The organism is Neolewinella agarilytica (genome assembly GCF_900110645.1).
Taxonomy (GTDB): Bacteria; Bacteroidota; Bacteroidia; order Chitinophagales; family Saprospiraceae; genus Neolewinella; species Neolewinella agarilytica.
In genome coordinates this window covers 29187-48502 of sequence record NZ_FOFB01000025.1, presented here as the reverse complement: position 1 = coordinate 48502, position 19316 = coordinate 29187, and the positions used below count along the sequence as shown (strand labels likewise).

Below are 19316 nucleotides of genomic sequence, written 5' to 3'. Positions count from 1 at the left end.
TGGAGAAGACAATTTGATGGCCGCTTTTGTTGCCTGCACCAACTGGCTTCCTGACTGGCTAAAGTGTGATAATACATCACCATTAAGATTGTTCATTGGTGCAGGCAGGCAGGCCCGTCAAAAAAAGCTCCGTAGCCGAAAATAAAGAGCGTTAGCCGGGCAGCGAACCTGTTCCGGCCAGCTTGCGTTGCCAAAAAAAACCGGTCGCCGGGTAATTTGTGTAAACGCTCTTCGTTCTGGTGACGCTAAGAATAACATTTTATAACCACACCCAAATTCTAAACTTAGGTTTCTGATTTTTTCAAAGCCGGTCACTTTTGCACCAGTCGCCGGTAAAACCAATTTAATCCATTATCATGAACGCAAATTTCATTTTCACACGCTTCGCCGCGTGCCTCCTCCTTGTGTCCGTACTGTTCAGTTGTGAAGATGACGACGTTGTCGTCTCCACCAGCGAAGGACGCTTCTCCCTTGAGTTAACCGATGCCCCGGTAGATGACCCTAACGTCAGCGCGGTCTTCGTTACGGTAGCTGACGTAAAACTGGACGGCGCTTCCGTTTCCGGTTTCTCCCGCACTACGGTAGAGCTCTCCGCTCTGCAAAACGGCGTAACGGAAATGATTGCCAACGCCGACGTAGAGGCCAAAGCCTACAATTCCGTTGAAATCGTTCTGGACGACGCTAACGATGCCACCAATTCCGGTGGGCCTGGCTGTTACGTGCTTACCGCTGACAATGCCAAGGTCGCCCTGGAGGTCGTCGGAGATGGCAGCCTGGAGGCCGCCAACTCAGGGTTCACCATCACCCAGGGCGGTAACCTGGCTACGGTCATCGATTTTGACCTGCGCAAGGCACTCGTCCGGACGGACGATGCCGCCCGCCCCTACGCCTTCGCCGCCGAAAACCGTCTGGAGAGCAGCCTGCGGTTCGTAGAGCGGGAGAGCACTGGTACGCTAAGCGGTTCGGTCACTAACAACTCCGGTGAAGACACCGAGGTGGTTATTTACGCCTACGCCGCCAATACTTACACCGCTGCAGAAAGAGAAGGAGACAGTGATGATGAACTGTTCCTAAACGCTGTTGCTTCCACGAGGTTATCCGCAAGCGGTGACTATGAATTTAATTTCCTCCCGGCCGGCAACTATGAGCTCGTTGCCGTTGCCTACGAAGACGAAGATGGTGACGGAGAAACAGCGCTGAAAGGTAGCTTTGTGCTCAATGCCTTTGGCTCTCTGAGCTTGTCCGGGGTTCAGGTCAGCGCTCAGGCTTCCACCACCATAAACCTGACACTGCTGTCACTGCTTCCTTAAGGAAAGTGACGGCTATCCGGCCAACGGAAAGTCTAATCCGCCCCCCATTGTAGTCAGCTGCAGTGGGGGCTTTTTTTGCAAAAAGCAGAGGAGGTGAATCCACCCGTATGAACTTTTACGTAAGTAGCGGTAAGGTATAAGTTCTCATTTAATCCCATTCATTTCTGGCAGCCCCTGATCAATATGTGTCAGGGGCTTTTTCTGTGCGGTTAGCATTGGAGGGAGGGACCTTCCACTGCACCTGCGCGCCGTCGCCCATATTCTCCCTGGTCATCCTAACCACCAAAGCAAAAAACTTCCCACTGCGAGTACTACACAAAGCGGACTGTAAATCGCCTTGTCCCGCTCTGCAAAGATACCGGTTTGCCCCCGCTGAAAGAGCCCGACCTTTTTGAAATCCCCGACTGCCCGGATCGTGAAAATAGCGGCAACACCCAGGGTGATCCAGGGGCGGTAGGGCAGGAGAAGTGCCGGAATATCCCCTTTCCAGTAACTCAGCATCAGGTAAGCCATCAGGCCCAGACCGATAGCTACTACCAGTGTCATCAGCCGGAAACTCCACTGCCGCTCCGGGCGCATTACCTGCTCCCACATTTCCGGAAGCATGGCTCCATCCAGTGCCCGGCGCCCGCCGGCGACCCAGTAAAAGTGCATTCCGGAAAGGAAAGCGAAAACGGCGAACAACGTTATGGAGAGAAAAGGAATCATGGCTATAGAAATTTGCTGCCCTGAAGGTAGCCAGACCGGACAATATCTGAATTGTACCTTTACGACCCCGTAAAAAAGACCAGAGAAAACCAGCTTATTTATGCTCTCCATCATCATCCCCGCCTACAACGAGGAACGCACTATTCACCTGATTCTGGATAAAGTCCGGGATGTAGAGTTGATCGGCGGGCTGACTAAGGAGATCATCATTGTCAACGACTGCTCGTCGGACGATACGGCGGGCGCCGTAGCCCGCTACCAGCAGGCTAATCCGGAACTGAATATTCAATACTTCGCCCACGAGGTAAATAAGGGCAAGGGAGCGGCGTTGCACACGGGCATTGCCCGGGCCACCGGCGAGTATCTCATCATTCAGGACGCTGACCTGGAGTACGACCCGGAGGAGTATAACGACTTGCTGAAGCCCGTGCTGGCGGGCTTTGCGGACGTGGTCTACGGCAGCCGTTTCATGGGCAGCAAGCCGCACCGGATCCTCTTCTTCTGGCACACGATCGGGAACAAGTTCCTCACGACTCTCTCCAATATGTTCACCAACCTGAACCTGACGGATATGGAAACCTGCTACAAGCTTTTTCGCCGGGAGATGATTCAATCACTGACCTTGAAGGAAAAGCGGTTTGGCTTTGAGCCCGAGGTGACGGCGAAGATCAGCCGCATCAAAAACGTCCGTATTTATGAAGTAGGCATCAGTTACTACGGCCGCACCTACGAGGAGGGTAAAAAGATTGGTTGGCGAGATGGGGTACGGGCGATCTACTGTATTGTGAAGTTTGGTCTGCGGTTAGGGTAGGGCGCATACGCAGGTGCAAAGATTGTTTTTGGAGCGGTGTAAGTTGCTTCCCGCAGCGACCGGCCGCAGCGGCTTCCAGCCACGCTACGAATTTATAGCGCGTACGCCGGGCGCAACTAGTTTTCCCCGAGGAGCGTTATTTTGCAGCCATTAACCTCCCGCTATGCCTAACACCCCTGCTGATTCCAGTTTCAACTTCCAGGTAAATCTCGCCGGTATCATTGATATCCTGGCTAACCACTTGTACAGCGAAGAAAAAGTCTTCCTGCGGGAACTCCTGCAAAACGCTACGGATGCCATCACCGCCCGCCAAAAAATTGAAGACGGCTTTGTGGGGCAGGTGCGCCTTGATTTGATTCCCGGAGACGGGGACAGTCCGGCGCAGATCATTTTTGAAGATAATGGGGTAGGGCTGACGGAGGAGGAGGTCCATCTTTTCCTTTCCAGTATTGGCTCCAGTTCCAAGAAGACCGTCAATGAAGTGACTTCCCGTGAGGACTTTATCGGGCAGTTTGGCATCGGGCTGCTTTCCTGTTTTATGATCACTGATGAGATCGTGATGGTCACCCGCAGTGCTAAGGGCGGCTCCGCACTGGAATGGAGGGGCAATGCGGATGGCTCCTATAAAATTCGTCAGCTGGATCTCGAGCTGGAGCCCGGGACGAGGGTTTACCTCCGCCAGAAAGCGGGGGTAGAGAAATTCTTCCAGGCGGAATTTCTCCGTAAGCTGGTGAAGTACTACGGTGATCTTCTGCCCTTCCCGATTCACTTTGCGGAAGAAGCGACGCCGCTCAATGCCGGAGATGCACCCTTTATGAATGACCTGGTGTCGAGCGATGAGCTCGGTCGCTACGGCATCGAGCAATTCCGGACCCAGTTCTTCGATGCTGTCCCACTCCGTACATCGGACGGTACAACCCGGGGCGTAGCCTACATTCTGCCTTATGCTCCCAACCCCGCCGAGAAGACGACGCACAAGGTCTACCTGAAGCGAATGCTGATCTCGGAGAAGATCGATAACGTGCTGCCCGACTGGGCCTTTTTCGTTAAGTGTATCATCAATACGGGCAACCTTCGCCCAACGGCCAGCCGCGAATCTTTCTACGAGGACGAATACCTGAAGCAAACGCGGCAGGAATTGGGTGATGCCCTGAAGAACTACCTCAAGGGATTAGCGGCTAACCGCCCCGACCGGATGCGGCAGCTCATTTCCATTCACCTGGCTACCCTGAAGGGATTGGCCCTGCACGATGATGAATTCTTCGACGTTATCGTTGATCACCTGCCGTTCAAGACGACCTACGGGGAAATGCTTTTGCCTGAAGTAGCACGGCAGACGGACACACTTCGCCACGTACCGGACCTGGACGAATACCGCCAATTAGTAGGAGTAGCCAGTGCGCAAAAACAGCTTGTAGTCTGTAGCGGCTACCTCTACGATAACCAGTTGGTGGCAAAGTACGGGCAACGCAACCGTATTCCCGTTCAGGCGGTGAATACCAGTCACTTTATCCAGCACTTTGAAGACCTGACGGTAGCGGAGAGAGAGGCCACGTTTGACTTTCTGCAGCAGGCGGACGCTGCTCTCCACCGGTTTCAGTGTCAGGCGGTCTTGCGAAAGTTCGAGCCCGCTAACGTGCCAACGATCTACTACATGGACGACCGGACGAACTTTAACCGGTCCATTAAGAAGTCAAGAGAAATTGCGACGGATACTTTCGCGTCGATGCTAGATAGCCTGTCGGGGAGCGTTCCTTCCGTTTCCAATTCTCAATTATGCCTGAACTACCGTCATCCGCTGATTCAGCGGCTGGCAGCCAAAACGGGCGACCTCAAACTGGAAATAGAGATTTTATACGTTCAGGCGCTCCTGCTGGGCCATCATCCCCTGAACAATGATGAGTTAGATATTCTCAGTAACGGGCTGTTACAGCTTATGGATCGCTGAGGAGTGGCTCCGTTTTAACACGAATAATACCCCTGACTATGGCTGATTACCACGAAGAAATTGAACGCCTGCTGGCGCAAATTCCCAGCCGTGCTACGGAGCTGGAACATCTCCAAATGGCTGAGAACGCCACCCGGCTGGCGGATCTGCACCAGGATGAGCAGCTGGCGATAGATGCTCGTAACAAGCTCGTCCAGGCAGCTGTCCTGAACGGCTACCCTGAAAAGGCCCTGGTCGCTTATTCTTACCTGTTAGGCAAATTCGATAGTAAGCCTGAACTGTTTGGCGGTTTTCTGGATTCGCATATGCTAATGTGGCATTACAAATGGGTGATTGATAAGCTGCCGGCATTTCCCTTCATTTCCCGACAACAAATAGAGGATACATTAGGGGATCTTGAATCACGCTTTCAGAAGCTTGACCACGCAGAAGAGGCTATCCTGCAGTACCGGTTTCGGATTAATAGCAAAATAGGAGAATACGAACGGGCGGAAGCTGCGCTGGAGGAGTTGGGGGGACTGATTACAGAATCGTCCATGTTCAGCATGAGCGACTGTGTGGCCTGTTTTCGCAGCGGGCGGGTTTCTCATTACCGCAGACGAGGCATGTGGGAGAAAGCCATTGAGGAGGCCCAGCCTATTTTAAACGGGGAAGAGACTTGTGGTGAAATCCCATCCATGTTCTACGATGTAATGGCCATTCCTTACCTGAAAACCGGTCGGCGCGCAGAGGCACTGGCGCTGTTGGATAAAATGGAGCAGGAGGACACGGCCCGCAAACTGGATATCACCCACACGGCGCTCTTGCTGCACGCCGTTAATGATAATGTAAGCCGTGCTTTGGAATTGTTGGAGCGAAACTGGCACCTGGCTGACGGGATGCGGGAGCGACAAACGCCCTTTGATTTCTTTTTGGCTGCCCGCTTTCTACTGCGTCAACTCCGGGCTGCGGGGCGTGAAGAGGTTAAGCTGAACCTTAACGAACAACTTTCCTTCTACCGCTCAGAAAATAGTTATCCCGTAGCGGAACTGTTGGAAGTCCTTGACCATGAGATTGCGCTAATTCGGGAGGCCTTCAATAAACGCAACGGAAATGACCAGTACAGCCTGAGGGAGGGCTGGTTGGATGATCTGGGGGTTTAGAACGGAAAAAAACGACCAGCCATCAGTGCTCAAAGCGGTAGTGCCTGAGAGCTGATAGCTGGTCGTCAGGTGGCTCCGAAGAGCCGGTCATAATGATTATTCCCTTGTGTTACTCTTTTAGCTCAAAGAGAGTCTGGTCAATTTCGGCGTTTACCTCTGCATTCGTCACCTTCATTTCTATGGCGAAGGGCATAGCGCCGCTGATGGTCATGGCGTAGGGTAATTTTATCCCGCCTACCGTTTGGTAGTCGCCAAGATCGGTGGTGACGGTTTGTCCTCCCTGACTTTGAACAGTCCGTACCTGCAGGCCGGATTCCTGATCAAAATACTGCCGGCTGGTTCCGGTGGCACCTTCTACGGCCAAAACGACAACGTTCTTACCATCAATTTGCTCAATTCCGTCCAGCTTGACTTTGTCCAGCTGACTGAGCAGATCAACCACGGGGAAGAGTGCTGCCTGATCTTTCATCGCAGCATCGATTTCTGGGTTAGGGGGCATTGTTTGCCCTTGCTGAGTCATTTGCGCTTTCCCGTTGTTGTAGCGCTGGTCCATCATAACCATTCCCATCATGGTCATCTGGCTGCTCAGCTTAGAGCCACCATCCTTGATCAAGGTTTGGGAGAGTGTCTGCCCCTGAACGGAGGCTTCCATGGTCATTTTATAGTTCTTCACCTTCTCGATGGCAGCCATGCCGCCGATGGCATCAGCGTACTTCCTGACGACGCTTTCTACCGTAAGGTCAGAAGGGGCTTCCATTTCTACCATTTCTACGGGCTGACCGTTTTCGTCCAGGAAGTTTACTTTGCCGCTGGTGGCAAAGGAGGCTAGCTTTTCAGCGACACTCTTGTCACCGACAACGATGATATTAGTCGCCTGAGGCGTAATAACCTCCCTGGCAACTTCCAGCAGGTCATTAGCGCTGGTAGCAGCTACCTTTTTGAGGTAGGTGGGGTAGAAGTCGCGGTCCAGGCCATAGCGTACGGTGTTGAGGGCGTAGCTGGCGATTCGCTGCGGGCTTTCCAGGGCACGACCGAAAGAACCATTGAGCAGGCTTTTGGCACGGTTGAGCTCATCGGCCGTTACCGGCTCACTGCTGATTTTCGCCAGTTCGAGCATAAACTGTGTCACTGCGGAGTCGGTTACTTCATTGCGGACGTTAGAGTTCGCGCTAAAGCTGCCAATTACCTTGCTGGGAGACACACTGGAGTAAGCGCCGTAGGTATAGCCTTTGTCTTCCCGGAGGTTTTGAAATAACCGGCCGTTGAATCCGCTGCCAAGAATACTGTTTACGATACCGGCGCGGATGGCCTCTTTAGTGCCGGGTTGCAGCTCTACGGGGTGACTGATGATAATATTAGACTGCACGGCCCCGGCTCTGGGGACAAAACTCACGACGGTGCCCTGAGGCTGCTTTGGCATGGAGAAGGAAGGAGTTGGCACGTCTTTTTTCTTCCAGGAGCCAAAGTTTTCGTTGGCCAGTTTTTCGGCCTCTGCACGCGAGAGGTCTCCAACCATGACGAGGTAACTGCGGTTCGGCACGAAGTACGTTTCGTAGTACTTCTTGATGGTGGCCAGGTCGATGTTATTCAGGCTCTCCTCGGTCGTTAATTCTCCGAAGGGATGATCGGCACCGTAGGTTAATACCCGGCGTACCCGGCTGGCGATGGCGTCGGGGTCCGCAAGCTGTGACTTGAGCCCGGCGACTGCATCGGATTTTACCTTTTCGAACTCCGTTTCGGGGAAACGGGCGTCGAGCACGACCTTTGCCATCATGCCCATCATTTTGGATTTATACTTGCTGATGGTGGACGCAAAGGCACCGCTGCCGGAGGTAGAGAGTGAGGCTCCGATGAAATCGATCTCCTCGTCGATCTGTTCTTTAGTCATATCGGAAGTAGCCCGGCGAAGCATCTGCCCCATAATATCCCCTGCACCTGCGTACGCGCCCTCCAAATGCGGCGGCACATCGATAAAAAGCTGATAGCTTACGCGGGGAAGCTTGTGGTTTTCCACGAGAACAACCTGCAGACCGTTGTCCAGTTTGAAATCCTGAAAGTCTCCCAATTTGATCTCTGGCGCCGGACCGGCAGCGGGCGCCTTGGCCCGGAAGTCGTCCTTCATCATGGGAGTAGTGGCTTGTTCTGCCATCTTATCAGTAGTTGCTTTTGGCGTGTTACAGCCAGCAAGCAGAAGCAGGGCGAAAAGGCCCAGAAAAATGCGTTGCATTGATTTTATTTTTTCGGGCAATGCCCGGATAATTAATGTTGAAAAAAAGGGAGGGAGGCCTAAAGAAGCGAAATTGTCACGCCTGTCACGCCTGTCACGCCTGTCATGCTTGTCACGCCTGTCATGCCTCCAAAATGCGGCAGCCTACCAGACTACAAGACCACCAGACTACTTACTCGGCTTCTCGCCCGGCATCCAATACAGCGTGACCCGGTTGCCCTTCTTGTAGTATTCGCGTGCTACCCGGCGAATGTCTTCGCGGGTTACGGCCATATACTTTTCCGTTTCCGTGTTGATGAGATTAGCATCTCCCTGATACATTTCATAGTTGGCGAGGCCTTCTGCAATACCAGCCATTGTTCCGTAGCCGGAAATAGCGTCTGCCTCCACCTGGTTCCGTAGCTTTTGGAATTCCCGATCACTAATCAGGTCCGTTTGCATTTTTTTGACTTCACTGTTGAAGACTTCTTCTGCCGCCATTATATCCGCGCCTGGCTTTAGGATGGCGAAAGCAATGGCGAGCCCGGGGTCTTGGGTGAAAGAGGGGAAAGAACCGGCTTGTACGGCCAGTTGCTTCTCGTCAACGAGAACTTTGTTTAATCGGGAGCTTTGTCCCTGGCTCATTACCTGATTCAACATGCTGATGGCGTAGTAATCGGGGTGGTTCCGCTCTGGTGTCCTGTATCCCATAACCAGTGCAGGCAGTGGTGCTTTAGCATCGTAAACGGTGTCCCGGACTTCTCCGCCAAGTGTTGGCTCGACGATACTTACCCGTGGAGGCTCCGCTCCTCTGGGAATCGTACTGAAGTACTTCTCAACGAGCGCCTTGGTTTCTTCCAGGCTAATGTCTCCGGCAATGGAGAGAATGGCATTGTTAGGGACGTAGTACGTCTTATAGAACTTGACGTAATCCTCCGCTTCGGCGCTATTCAGATCATCCATATAGCCAATGTTCGGATCCTTGTAGGGGTGCTTGCTAAAGCCATGCTTGAACAGTTCGTAGAGCAGCTGCCCGTACGGACGGTTATCCATGCTCTGCCGGCGTTCTTCTTTCACGACCTCCCGTTGAGTATCAACGCCTTCCTGGTCAACAACGGCATGCAGCAGCCGCTCGCTCTCCAGCCAGAGCCCAAGCTCAAGTTGGTTGCTGGGTAAGATTTCGTAGTAATAAGTGCGGTCCTGGCTGGTGTTGGCGTTCAGGGCTCCGCCAGCGTCTTCAACGTATTTGGCATACTCACCACGGCCGATATTCTCGGAGCCTTCGAATAAGAGGTGCTCGAAAAAGTGAGCAAAGCCGGTCCGGCCTTCGTAGGAGTCTTTGCCACCTACTTCGTACATGATCGACACTGCAACAATGGGCGTCGATTTGTCTTGATGAAGAATGACCTTCAGGCCATTGTCCAGGGTGTATTTGGTGAATTCAATGTTGGTTTTCTGAGCGCTCATAGACATTGCGGCAAGGCAAAGGACTGCAATCGCTCCGAATCTTTTAAAAAGCATAAAATGGATTAGTTTGGTTAGCTAACCCACATAAAACTTAAAACTATAGCTTTCGTTTGCTCCATGACTGGTTTTTACCCGAAAAGAGGAATAAAAGCTGTGAGAAGCCGTCCCGCAGTAAAAATCCCGCTACACCAAACGGCGCGCGGGATAAGGAAAGGAGCAATAGAAGATATATAAAATGAAAATGGGTAAGGTGTTAAATGCTACGGGTCAAGGTGTTTAAATATTATGGGTTCTGGCGAATACTACTCTAGGATTTTCAGGGTGAACTCTATTGGGTTGTTGCTATGAAGTAGTGTTTATTTCTGGTCAAAGGGGTTGAAAGACATTCGATGCTGACAAATCTAAGGCTTGAAGGCTACTAAGTAAAGCTTGCTCACTGCCAGGCAAATCTTTTCCTGTCTTGCTAATGACAAATCTTAAGAACTGTTAAGACAGATGGGATTCTACCTGGTTTTGGCGGTTGCAGCTGACGTTTTAATTAGCCGGTGCTGCCTAAACGGCATGGTTTTTCCGAAAATTAGCCAACGCTAAAATTTTAACATTTACCGGAAAAGGGTAGAAAATAAAGCCCTCGCTACTGGTTTTTTGGCTGATTGTCGAACCAAAATTAAACATCTGTTAAAAGCAGTAGCAGGGCTGCAGCGAAGCCACATACCATTCTTTGGACGGCCATAGAGGCAAAAAGTAACTACTCCCAATCTACTTTCTGAAACCGAAGGATTTGAGCTCTGCAGTAGCCTGACTACATTTGTATTTCAAAAAAACACTGCTATGCGATTACTACTTACCCTATTGCTTGCCTTTAGCCTGGTTGCCTGTCAGGAAGCACCTCCGGTAGAAGTGCAGAGAGCCTCTGTAGACGAGACGGAGTACGAGGTGACTCCCGTTGATGGTTCAAAAGCTCTGCGGGCTGAAAGAAAAGATGCCCTTGGAGCAGTGGTGGAAAGCGGGTTTATTCTGAATGGCCTGAAGCAAGGAACCTGGACTAACTTCAATTTCGAATCCAGTGCTCCGGAAAAAATTACCAGTTATATCGACGGAGCTCTGAACGGACCTTACATCGAATTAGATCAGCAGGGAAGAATCTCACTTCTGTCCAATTATAAAGCCAACGTTTTACATGGCCCCTACGGCACTTACAAAATTGGGCGACCGGTTACGACGGCTAATTACATCGATGGTAAGTTAGATGGTATCATGATTGAGTACGATTATCGTACGAACAAGATTAAGCAGGAAGTAACCTACAAAATGGGACTGCAGGATGGCCCGATGCGCTACTACAACGAAGAGGGGAAGATCACGCTCGAGTACCTGTACAGGGATGGAGAACGGGTTTCCGGCGGAATCGTTGAGTAACAGGAACAGGAAAGCTATTCACTCCTTCGTTGACGCAGCAACTTGTCCTGAAAGGCTTTTGGGGTCATCCCCATCTGGTCGCGGAATACTTTGAAAAAGGTGCTCTTATTCTTGAAGCCACATCTTTGGGCAATGCCAAATAGCGTAGTATGCCTGGAGTCTCCTGCTAAAATTCTATACCTGAATTCTTCCAGCCGGTAACTGTTGACGTAACCAAGGAAGTTCGTATTGCCATGAAGGTTGATCACCTGGCTGAGGTACTTAATATTGGTTTCCAGTTTTGAGGCTAACATCCGTAGTGTCAGCTTAGGATTCAGGTATAATTTTTCCTGCTTCATAACCCGCTGAACGCGTTCAAACAAACGAATCTCGTTGAGCCCGCGAAGACTGCTGGATTCATACCTCCGGGGTAAAACAGCATGGGTTTCGGCCTGGCTGCTGGCTTCAAACTCTTCCATTTTCCCTTCTGTTTCGAAGGCAAGAAAATTGGTTAAATTTTGTTGGTGATCATGAATGGGATGGATGGCCAGCTGACAGACATATGCCTCCCCGTTCTTTCGATAGTTAATCAAAGCGTCTTCAAAGGGCTTCTCTTCAGCCAGCGCTTTTCTTATTCGGAGTACGGCGTCTTTACTCGATTCAGGCCCCTGAAGAATGCTCCCGGGGCTCTTGCCAACGAGTTCTCGCTTTGAATAGCCGGTCATGACTTCAAATTGATCATTGACCCAAAGGATCCGACGCCTGGCGTCGGTCAGAATGACAGATGTATTGTACACTACTTGTTTAGTTTGATCGAAAAGGATGAAGTCAATAATCGAAAATAAAGCACCTCTTTCCTGATAAAGATAGTAAATAGAGAGGAGAAAAGAAAGATGCCTGAAAGCCAAATCTCCTCGCAGAAGCGCCTGATTTTGTTACATCAATCTCCGATGACTTAAGTTTGTCAGCGAAAAAGGATACTTAACGAAATGAAGGAGTAAAATTTCCCCCTCGAGTATGGCCACGGATGAACTTTTCGAATTGTCAATACCGCCCGCATTGGGTATTCCCTATGCCGGGGAAAACAGTGGCCTGACTGCTCCTTCGGGTACCCGTGGCTCCGGAGCCTTTTTTTATGGCTTAGGTCAGTGTGTAAGGGCGCTCCGTAAAGAAGAGACCGTGTATCTTCTTTTAAGGAACGGTCATGAAGCCGGCAAGGTTCGTCAGGGACTTCAGATGGCGGCCAAACAGCTAATTGTAGAAACGGAAGAAGGGGAGGCTTCCGGCGGGCAGAAGGCTCCGCAGGTTTTTGGCCCCTACGGCTTTGCGGCAACAGTCGGCCTTTGGCTGAAGACGGCGGGGGAACCGGCATCCGCCCTGTTGAGTCCTTTCATTTCCACGGACAGCTTTGAGTTTACTCCTGCAGAATTTGTGGACCTCCGCGAAAGAATTGACCGCACAATGCGTCGTTTTGCCCGCCTGCCGCAGGTTTCCCGCTCTTTGGATGACCTGAATACGGGCTTTTTTCGCCACCAAAGCCTGGAGGAAAGCCGGCAGTTTATTACGACTAACCTGGAGGATTACCTCGATCGTATAAGTCGGTTACAACGGGAATATCAGCTGTTAATTAACGGGCACGCCCGGAAGTTGCTGTTTGAGCGGCAGGGAGAACTGTCCGAACGCCGGACCAAGATCGGAACGATTCAGGCAGAACTCCAACGCCTGGAAAAGGTCAATGGCCGGCAGGGGAGGAGACAGCTGAAGGAGGCTATTGCTGAATGGTCCGCTTACCGGGAGCGCTGGTATGGAACGACGACCCCCGTAAATCCACAACTACCGTTTCCGGCGCTACGCGAAGAACTTCAGGAAGAACTGCGGGCACTCCATCAACAGCGACAGAACCTGAACCGGGAACTGCGCCCGGCCAGCCTCTCCCTTAGCGTAGTAACGGTCGCCGGCGACGCCCCGCTGGCAGCATCGCTCAGAAAAATGGGCGAAGAACTGAGCGCATTGATTCGGGAAATTGACGAGGCGGGGCTCTACCAGCTACCTTTGGGCGGAACGGATGCTGCCACGGCACCCAGGCAGCTGCAATTGCTGGAAAGTGTTCGGGACCGACTGCGAAACACCCACCGTCACCTCCATGAGTTAGATGACTTTTATGCCCGACGGCATTTTTGGTATGCGCAGCCCGCCCGGCTGCGCCGGTTACTGGCTCCCCTGCGGGAACTCCCGCCAGAGGAATGGGAAACTGCCTTCAGCAGCTGGTACTTTGAGCGTTGCCTGCAGCGGGTGGATGCTACCGGAGAAGCCTGGTTGAACCCGGCCACGCTACAGAAAATGCTGGAGGAATCAACGGCGGCAACGGAAATAGACTGGGATCGGGTACACTTTGTGCTTCCGGGTGAGGAACTTCCGCAAAGGGATGGCATGAAAGCTTTTTGCTTTGATCTTACCGGAGGAGGCCGTCCTGAAAAATGGGCGGAGGGCCATTTTATCAGCCTTCGGCCCTTATGGGACGATACTGCTGATCACTACCAGTTGGCGGGCCGTTTGGAGGCTGGCTTGTTGTTCGGGCAACCCTTCTTACCGGTGTCCGGCCCTGACTGGGCGGAGGTGAGGACTAACGAAGCACCTCCCGGAAGCAATGGCCATTTGTGCTTGCAGGTGAAAGAAGGAGGTCCCTGGATGCCACTGCCCGAATGGGATGGTATTGCCGAAGGGGTTATACGGCTTTACTTACCGGATGAAATTTTGCCGGAAGACGGGCAGGCCCTGCAGGCCCGTGCAGAAGAAATTATGACCGTAGCCCCTGGTGTACGGATTTTCCATGGCTGGAGTAACGAGCGTATTACGCAGGCCTTGCTTAGCGATGGGGTAACGGTGGAATTTCTGGCGGCGGTGATCCTGCGGGCGGCGGAGGCCGCCATGGCGGAGCCCTATGACCGGGATGCGATCGTGGCCCTGGGCCGGGAATACCGTACCCGCTGCGGCCTGCCGGACCCGGCCCCTCATCCATTGGCGGAGAATCTGCGAAAGCTGCTGTCGGAACGGCTGCCGGACCACTTTTTTGAGCTGCACCAGGCGTGGCGGGATACCTTTTTGCCCCTTGTGGTACTGGCGCCCAGCGGCCGGAAGACAGTGCTTCTGCCGGATGGCCGCCTGCCGGGCCGGGCCGGGGAATGGGCGGAAGCTTTGCGACAGCGAGAGCTCCGGGCAGCGGGGTTCCATTGCCTGGGCTTGCGGGCTGATCGCCTGTGGATGGGGCTCAGCGAGGAGCTGGATGAAATCGTTAAAGCGATTCGGGAAGCCTGAAGTTGTTGAGCGGACGGAACGCGACAAGATCAGGCGCGGCCGCAGGTGCAGAGGGAAGTTAAAGAGCATTGCTCCTCCTGACCTCTACCCTGCACCTGCGGCCGCGCCTGAGCATGCCGAAGGGCTCCGGTGCCCTTAATTATTCCGTGTCTGCCGCTCACTATCTTTCTTGAAACTCCGGAAAAATTCCTTGAGTGTATCAAACTCCCGCCGCCAGCTGAGGCCCACGCCGCCCTGGATCCGCCGGCCACTGGCAATGTCTGGTTCAAGCCTTTGATAGAGGCGAACCTTCAGCGTGCGGGCGTCATTCAAGACATATTCAAGGGCCAGGTTATTGCCAATGAATGTACCTGAATTGCCCAGGCTGGTCAGTTGATTATTGTTGAGCACGTTAACGTCTCCCTGAATAGAGAGGCGGTTATTAAAATCTCGACGGAAAGAAAACTCAAGGGCAGAGCTTCTGCCATCATTATTCGTACTCAAACTTGAATTTCGGTAGCTATTGTAAGCCAGGTCGAACTCTATGGAAGAAATGAAGGCGTCTTCACCGAAGGCGTTTCTTACCAGGTCATTAAGCAGTAAGCTCAGGTAGTTGGACAGCCACTCACTGAGCGTGTTGATGGCTGCATCCGAAATGCCGAAGGAGAGATCAGACGGCAGAAACTGCCCCGCGACAATGAGTCCGAAAACCTGCCGGTTGAGCTCGTTCTGGTCCAGCAGCAGCAGTCTCCGTTTATTGTTGGCGTAGCTTTCCAACTGACCGGTCAGGTTAGGAAAGCCGATGTCAAAATTGATGTTGGGCTTACTCAGCAGGCCATCCAACTCCAGTGTAAGGTCAATCTCCGTAGCGTTTGCCGCGAAATCGGTTAATTCCTGTGGTGCCGTGACGAGATACTCCTGAATGAACGGAAGGATGGGCGTTTCCAGATTCTCATAGTCCGCCGAAACATCAAGCGTCGCTTCAAAGGGATCTCCGGTCCAGCGAACGGTCCCTCCGGGCCGGACAGAAAACTCTTTATTGATGATTTTCTGGAAGGTGAACAGGTAGTCTCCTCCGGTAATATTGTAGGTCCCGAACATTTCCATGTCTCCGTCCCGGGGAATGTTGAGCTGAAGATTGCCGTTGCCCTGGCCCCGAAGGATGTCGCCAACCTCCTCATCGAAAATGATCTCCCCAATGGCCTCATCGGTTACCACGAGGTCCATTTTCAAACTCACTCCCGTAGGCGTGGTCGATTTTTCCTGCTTGGTTTCTTCGGTGTAGATACTACGATTGACGAAGCGTACATTATCGATAGGCCCGGCCTCGGAGCCATAGGAAACGGGAATGGAGAGCTTGGAGTCACGCCCTACTTTGGCGGAGACGTAAATGTCCGTTTGCTGAAAATTACCCGTGAAGGTCACCAGTCCGCTACCAATGGCGGTGCCGAAAAAGTTGGGGTTCTGCCCCGGGGCAAGGTCGAGTGCCAGGAAGCGATTCGTCGTGATTCGGGCATCGAGCCCCAGGTTTTTCAGGCGGTTATGTGTCATACCTCCGCTGAGCTCTGCTCCGTTGCCAAAACGGTCAATCAGGCGGGTTCCCGTGAGGTCGAAGAGGGTGTTGTTGATGTTGACCCGGCTTTGATAAAAGCGGTAGCGGGTTTGTAGATAGTCAAGAGTGAAGGCACCGCCTAAGGCGTCGATGTAACCATCGACATCCAGCTTTTTAACGGGGCCCTTCACGTTGAGTTTGGCGTTAAACTCTCCGGTAATGTCAGACACGGAGCCACCAACCCAGTATTTGGCTAAGTCCAGAGGGTAGCCGTTGATGCCCACATTCAGATCCAGGTAGTTTTTCTGCTGTTTGGGTAGTGGATCAGATTCTACCAGGTCAGCGAGGTTGAAGGTCGCTTCTGCGATGAGTTGAGCGGTATCCCGATTGAGGTTCATGTAAGCAGTTAACTGGCTCCGGGGGTTAGGAGCAGAAACATCGACGCGCAGGTAGCCGTAGTCCTCATTGTTCATCAGGAAGGTGTCTGACCGGATTTGCGCAGAGATGCCTTCCTGGCGGAAGACGTCAGCTACGGAGATGTTGATGTCAACGTCACCGCTGAAGTCAAGGGGCGGATAGTTCCAGACGGAATCGATCAGGGCCAGATCCATATTCAGGAGGTCGAGATTCAGACCGTCCTCGCCAAAATTATTGAGCCGGATGCTGCGGCGACCGCTGCGGAGGGCAAAGTTCTGGGCGTCAATCAGGCGTGGCCCGAAGATGACGTAGTTGCCCCGGCTAATCTGCCAGCGCTGCTGGAATATTTCAAGCTGAGACGCATCAAACCGCAGCTCAAAATTCTGACTGTCGGGTAGGCTAAGCTGACCATCCAGGTTGATCCGGTCCAGGAAAATATTGTCCGGGTCTCCGCCGTAGGTGATGCCAAAGTCGATTAACTCATTGTCTACCAAACTGAGCAAAGTCAACCGATTAAGTAGCGGACGACCATTGACGAAGGTACTGTCGACCGAAAAATCCAGCTCACCTTCATCTTTTTCCCCTTTTGACTTAAGCACGAAATCTACGAAGCGGAAGTCCGCAAAATTCAGGTTCGGGGCAATGAACTCTGCCTGTAGCTCATCCTCGAAACCATCATAGGAACCATTGAGGGAAACGTCCACAATGCGGCCCAGTTGGGGACTGATTAGCCGGTTGAGCCCCTTGGAATCTAAAATCTGGAGGTCAAAGCTGAATCGATTCGGAGGGGGAACGTTTCTGGGGGGCTTGATTTTTAAGCGGCCCACCCAGGCGGGGTAGTAGTTAACCAGGTAGTTGGTTAAACTGGCAGGTACTTCTTCGAGGTCGAAACGACCGACAATCTCGCCAGTAGCAATGTCACTTTCCAGCTTAACGACCTTTTGCCCTTCGGCATCGAAAGTACTGTAGGCCAGGAGAGTGTCAATGTCTACCGCCAGGGTGTCAATCAGTACTTCGAAATCGGAGAGTTCTACACGACCTTCCATTTCGCTGAAGTTAGTTCCTACCAGGTTCAGATCAATGCCGCCGGAGAGCGCAATTGGCTTTTTGCTGAGGTTGAGGGCCAGCAGGTCAAGCTCACCAACGGTGGCGTCAAAGTCGAAGGTGGGGATAGAGTCCCGGAAGTCGAGTTCTCCCAGGAAGTTGAGGTCGATGTTTTCATCGGCAATCTGGAAATTCCCGTTAAAGAATTTTTCCTCCAGCCGGCCGTCAATGACGGCATTGGCATAGGTGTACCCCCGGAAGTTAAAATCCTGAATGGTGGCGTCCAGGTCTGCCCGGGCGGAGGCTGCCTCGAGGCCAATACCGTTTTCAATGGCTCCGCTGAAATTAACGATGCCAAAGTCGGGGTTGTTAGCCCATACGCCCAGGTCGAAGTCATTCAGGGCCAGTTGGCCGTTATAAGTTGCCGGAGCGTTGTCATTGATCACGAGGGCCATGTTGAAGATCGTCTGGCCGATGTCCGTACGCAGGTCTCCGGAAGCAAAAAAGTCCGTGAAGAAGCCATCGAAACTTCCCTTGAACTGTAGTGTGCCCAGCCGGTCAAAATTCTCCGGCGGGCTGAAGTCAGGGATCAGCCGGCGCAGGGTGTTCATGTTGGTCGTCAGGCGCTTCAGGTCGAGGTTAAGGGATTCGGACCCGCGCTTAGCGAGGTTACGGGAGCCAAAGCTTCCAACGAGGGAGGTGGAGTTGTCCAGGGAGATTTCTACGTCCCGGCCCCGAAGGTTATTGACCCGGCCGCTGAGGCGGCCGCCGAGGGTAAGTTTGCGGCCGAGGTTGTCGCGGAAGAAAGTGTTGAACCGGAGCTTACGGGCAAAATAGAGCAGGTCACGAACGGCTACCTGGCTGTTCTTTACCTTGATGTCCATGCGTACTTCATTGTTGAAGTCCGCCCAGGAGCCCCAACCATTCCGGAAGTTGAATTGGAGACTGTCCGATAGCTCGCTCTCTTCCGTCACGAGCTCCAGGTCGTATAACTGTAACTCCGTAGGCGTTATTTTTAGGTCTTGAACACTAAGGCGGTCCAGCACAAATCCTGACCTTTCTTCCAGACTCAGGTGTTTGAGCTTTGCCAGAAAGTCTCCATCAAAAAAGTCTACCTCAATCAGCTCCAGGTCGATGTCAAAAACACCCAGGCGGGCAAAGTCGACGGCGGTGATGTCTCCTGTTTGAATGGGCTCCTTCCGGAAGTTGTCGAGTTGGTAGCCGCCATCAATGACTTCAATACTGCCCGCCAGAAAACGCAGCGACTGCTGGCTCGTATCCTGAGTAATGCTGTCCAGCTTCAGCAGCGCGGGATCGATCGGGGAGGGGACGATGCTGGTTTGGCGAACCAGGGGTTCGCGCAGCTCGGCGCTGGCGATGCGGACTTCTCCGTTGGGGAGGTCCAGCTCGTCCATCCGCACCACTCCGGATTCCAGGCTCACGTCGAAGCGCTGCCCCTTCACACTATCGTTTTGGATGAAGGCAATTCGATGGAGGTCAACTCTTTTCAGTTTCAGGTTGAGCGGGGTGCTGCTGGATTCGGACTCCTTACTGAAGAGTTTCCCCAGGGCGGTGGTTAAGTTACTCTCGGGGTCCCCCAGGTCACGCCTGATCTGGAAGCGGGTATCTTCAATCAGAATCCCTTCAATTTCCAGTCCGTTGAAGATGTTGAAATTGGCTTCCAGGGTCTTTCCATAGAGTAAGGTGTCTCCGTATTTATCTTCGATGAAGACGTCTTCGATCCGCAGTTGGTCCAGCCAGGAAAGGCGGGCTTTGCCCACCGTTACCCGGGTTTCCAGGGTTTTGCTGATCGAGTTGGTCGCCTGGCGGGCCAGCCAGTCTTGTACCGGCTGCCACTGAAATAGCAGGATAATGCAGACCAAAAGCAGAACCGTCCAGATAAAAGTCCGGCGCACCCATTTCCATACCCGGCTCCGACGGGGGCGGGGCGGGTTTGGACTTGGTTCGTTCTGTACAGCTTGTTGACTCATGCGCGGTTCAGACCGCGAAAATACGCGT

Annotated in this window: 11 protein-coding genes; 6 read left to right on the top strand and 5 right to left on the bottom strand. The window is 52.7% G+C overall.

The window, feature by feature from the left end:
- Nucleotides 1–356: 356 nt before the first annotated feature.
- Nucleotides 357–1310: a DUF4382 domain-containing protein gene (locus BM123_RS18865; protein ID WP_090171795.1), complete on the top strand. Its 954-nt coding sequence runs from the start codon at nt 357–359 to the stop codon at nt 1308–1310.
- Nucleotides 1311–1580: 270 nt separating this feature from the next.
- Here BM123_RS18865 and BM123_RS18860 read toward each other — a convergent pair whose 3' ends face one another.
- The gene (locus tag BM123_RS18860) at nt 1581–2018 is read right to left on the bottom strand and encodes a DUF3995 domain-containing protein (protein WP_175489462.1); all 438 of its coding nucleotides are present in this window, start codon (nt 2016–2018) and stop codon (nt 1581–1583) included.
- Between the two features lie 100 nt (nt 2019–2118).
- On the opposite strand from BM123_RS18860, the gene BM123_RS18855 reads away from it, so the two are divergent.
- The 3 genes from BM123_RS18855 to BM123_RS18845 all read left to right on the top strand — a co-directional run bounded on the left by BM123_RS18855 (nt 2119) and on the right by BM123_RS18845 (nt 5919).
- A complete protein-coding gene (locus BM123_RS18855; protein WP_090171791.1) occupies nt 2119–2829 on the top strand; it encodes a glycosyltransferase family 2 protein in 711 nt (236 codons plus the stop codon).
- A 163-nt stretch (nt 2830–2992) separates the two neighbouring features.
- On the top strand, nt 2993–4777 hold the full coding sequence (locus BM123_RS18850; RefSeq protein WP_090171788.1) for an HSP90 family protein: 1785 nt from the start codon (nt 2993–2995) through the stop codon (nt 4775–4777).
- A gap of 38 nt (nt 4778–4815) precedes the next feature.
- Entirely contained in the window at nt 4816–5919 is a 1104-nt protein-coding gene (locus BM123_RS18845; protein WP_090171786.1) for a hypothetical protein, read from the top strand.
- Between the two features lie 109 nt (nt 5920–6028).
- Here the strand turns inward: BM123_RS18845 and BM123_RS18840 are convergent, their stop codons facing one another.
- Both BM123_RS18840 and BM123_RS18835 read right to left on the bottom strand, forming a co-directional pair.
- Entirely contained in the window at nt 6029–8146 is a 2118-nt protein-coding gene (locus tag BM123_RS18840) for a M16 family metallopeptidase (RefSeq protein WP_090171784.1), read from the bottom strand.
- A 168-nt stretch (nt 8147–8314) separates the two neighbouring features.
- Nucleotides 8315–9646: a M16 family metallopeptidase gene (locus tag BM123_RS18835; protein WP_090171782.1), complete on the bottom strand. Its 1332-nt coding sequence runs from the start codon at nt 9644–9646 to the stop codon at nt 8315–8317.
- 777 nt (nt 9647–10423) lie between these two features.
- Here BM123_RS18835 and BM123_RS18830 point away from each other — a divergent pair.
- A complete protein-coding gene (locus BM123_RS18830) occupies nt 10424–11011 on the top strand; it encodes a toxin-antitoxin system YwqK family antitoxin (protein WP_139211952.1) in 588 nt (195 codons plus the stop codon).
- A 14-nt stretch (nt 11012–11025) separates the two neighbouring features.
- Here BM123_RS18830 and BM123_RS18825 read toward each other — a convergent pair whose 3' ends face one another.
- On the bottom strand, nt 11026–11787 hold the full coding sequence (locus tag BM123_RS18825; protein WP_090171848.1) for a helix-turn-helix domain-containing protein: 762 nt from the start codon (nt 11785–11787) through the stop codon (nt 11026–11028).
- 220 nt (nt 11788–12007) lie between these two features.
- Here BM123_RS18825 and BM123_RS18820 point away from each other — a divergent pair, with 220 nt between their 5' ends.
- Nucleotides 12008–14305: a hypothetical protein gene (locus BM123_RS18820; RefSeq protein ID WP_090171778.1), complete on the top strand. Its 2298-nt coding sequence runs from the start codon at nt 12008–12010 to the stop codon at nt 14303–14305.
- Nucleotides 14306–14440: 135 nt separating this feature from the next.
- Here BM123_RS18820 and BM123_RS18815 read toward each other — a convergent pair whose 3' ends face one another.
- Nucleotides 14441–19288, bottom strand: coding sequence for a translocation/assembly module TamB domain-containing protein (locus tag BM123_RS18815; protein WP_090171777.1), 4848 nt, complete (start codon nt 19286–19288; stop codon nt 14441–14443).
- Between the last annotated feature and the right edge of the window lie 28 nt (nt 19289–19316).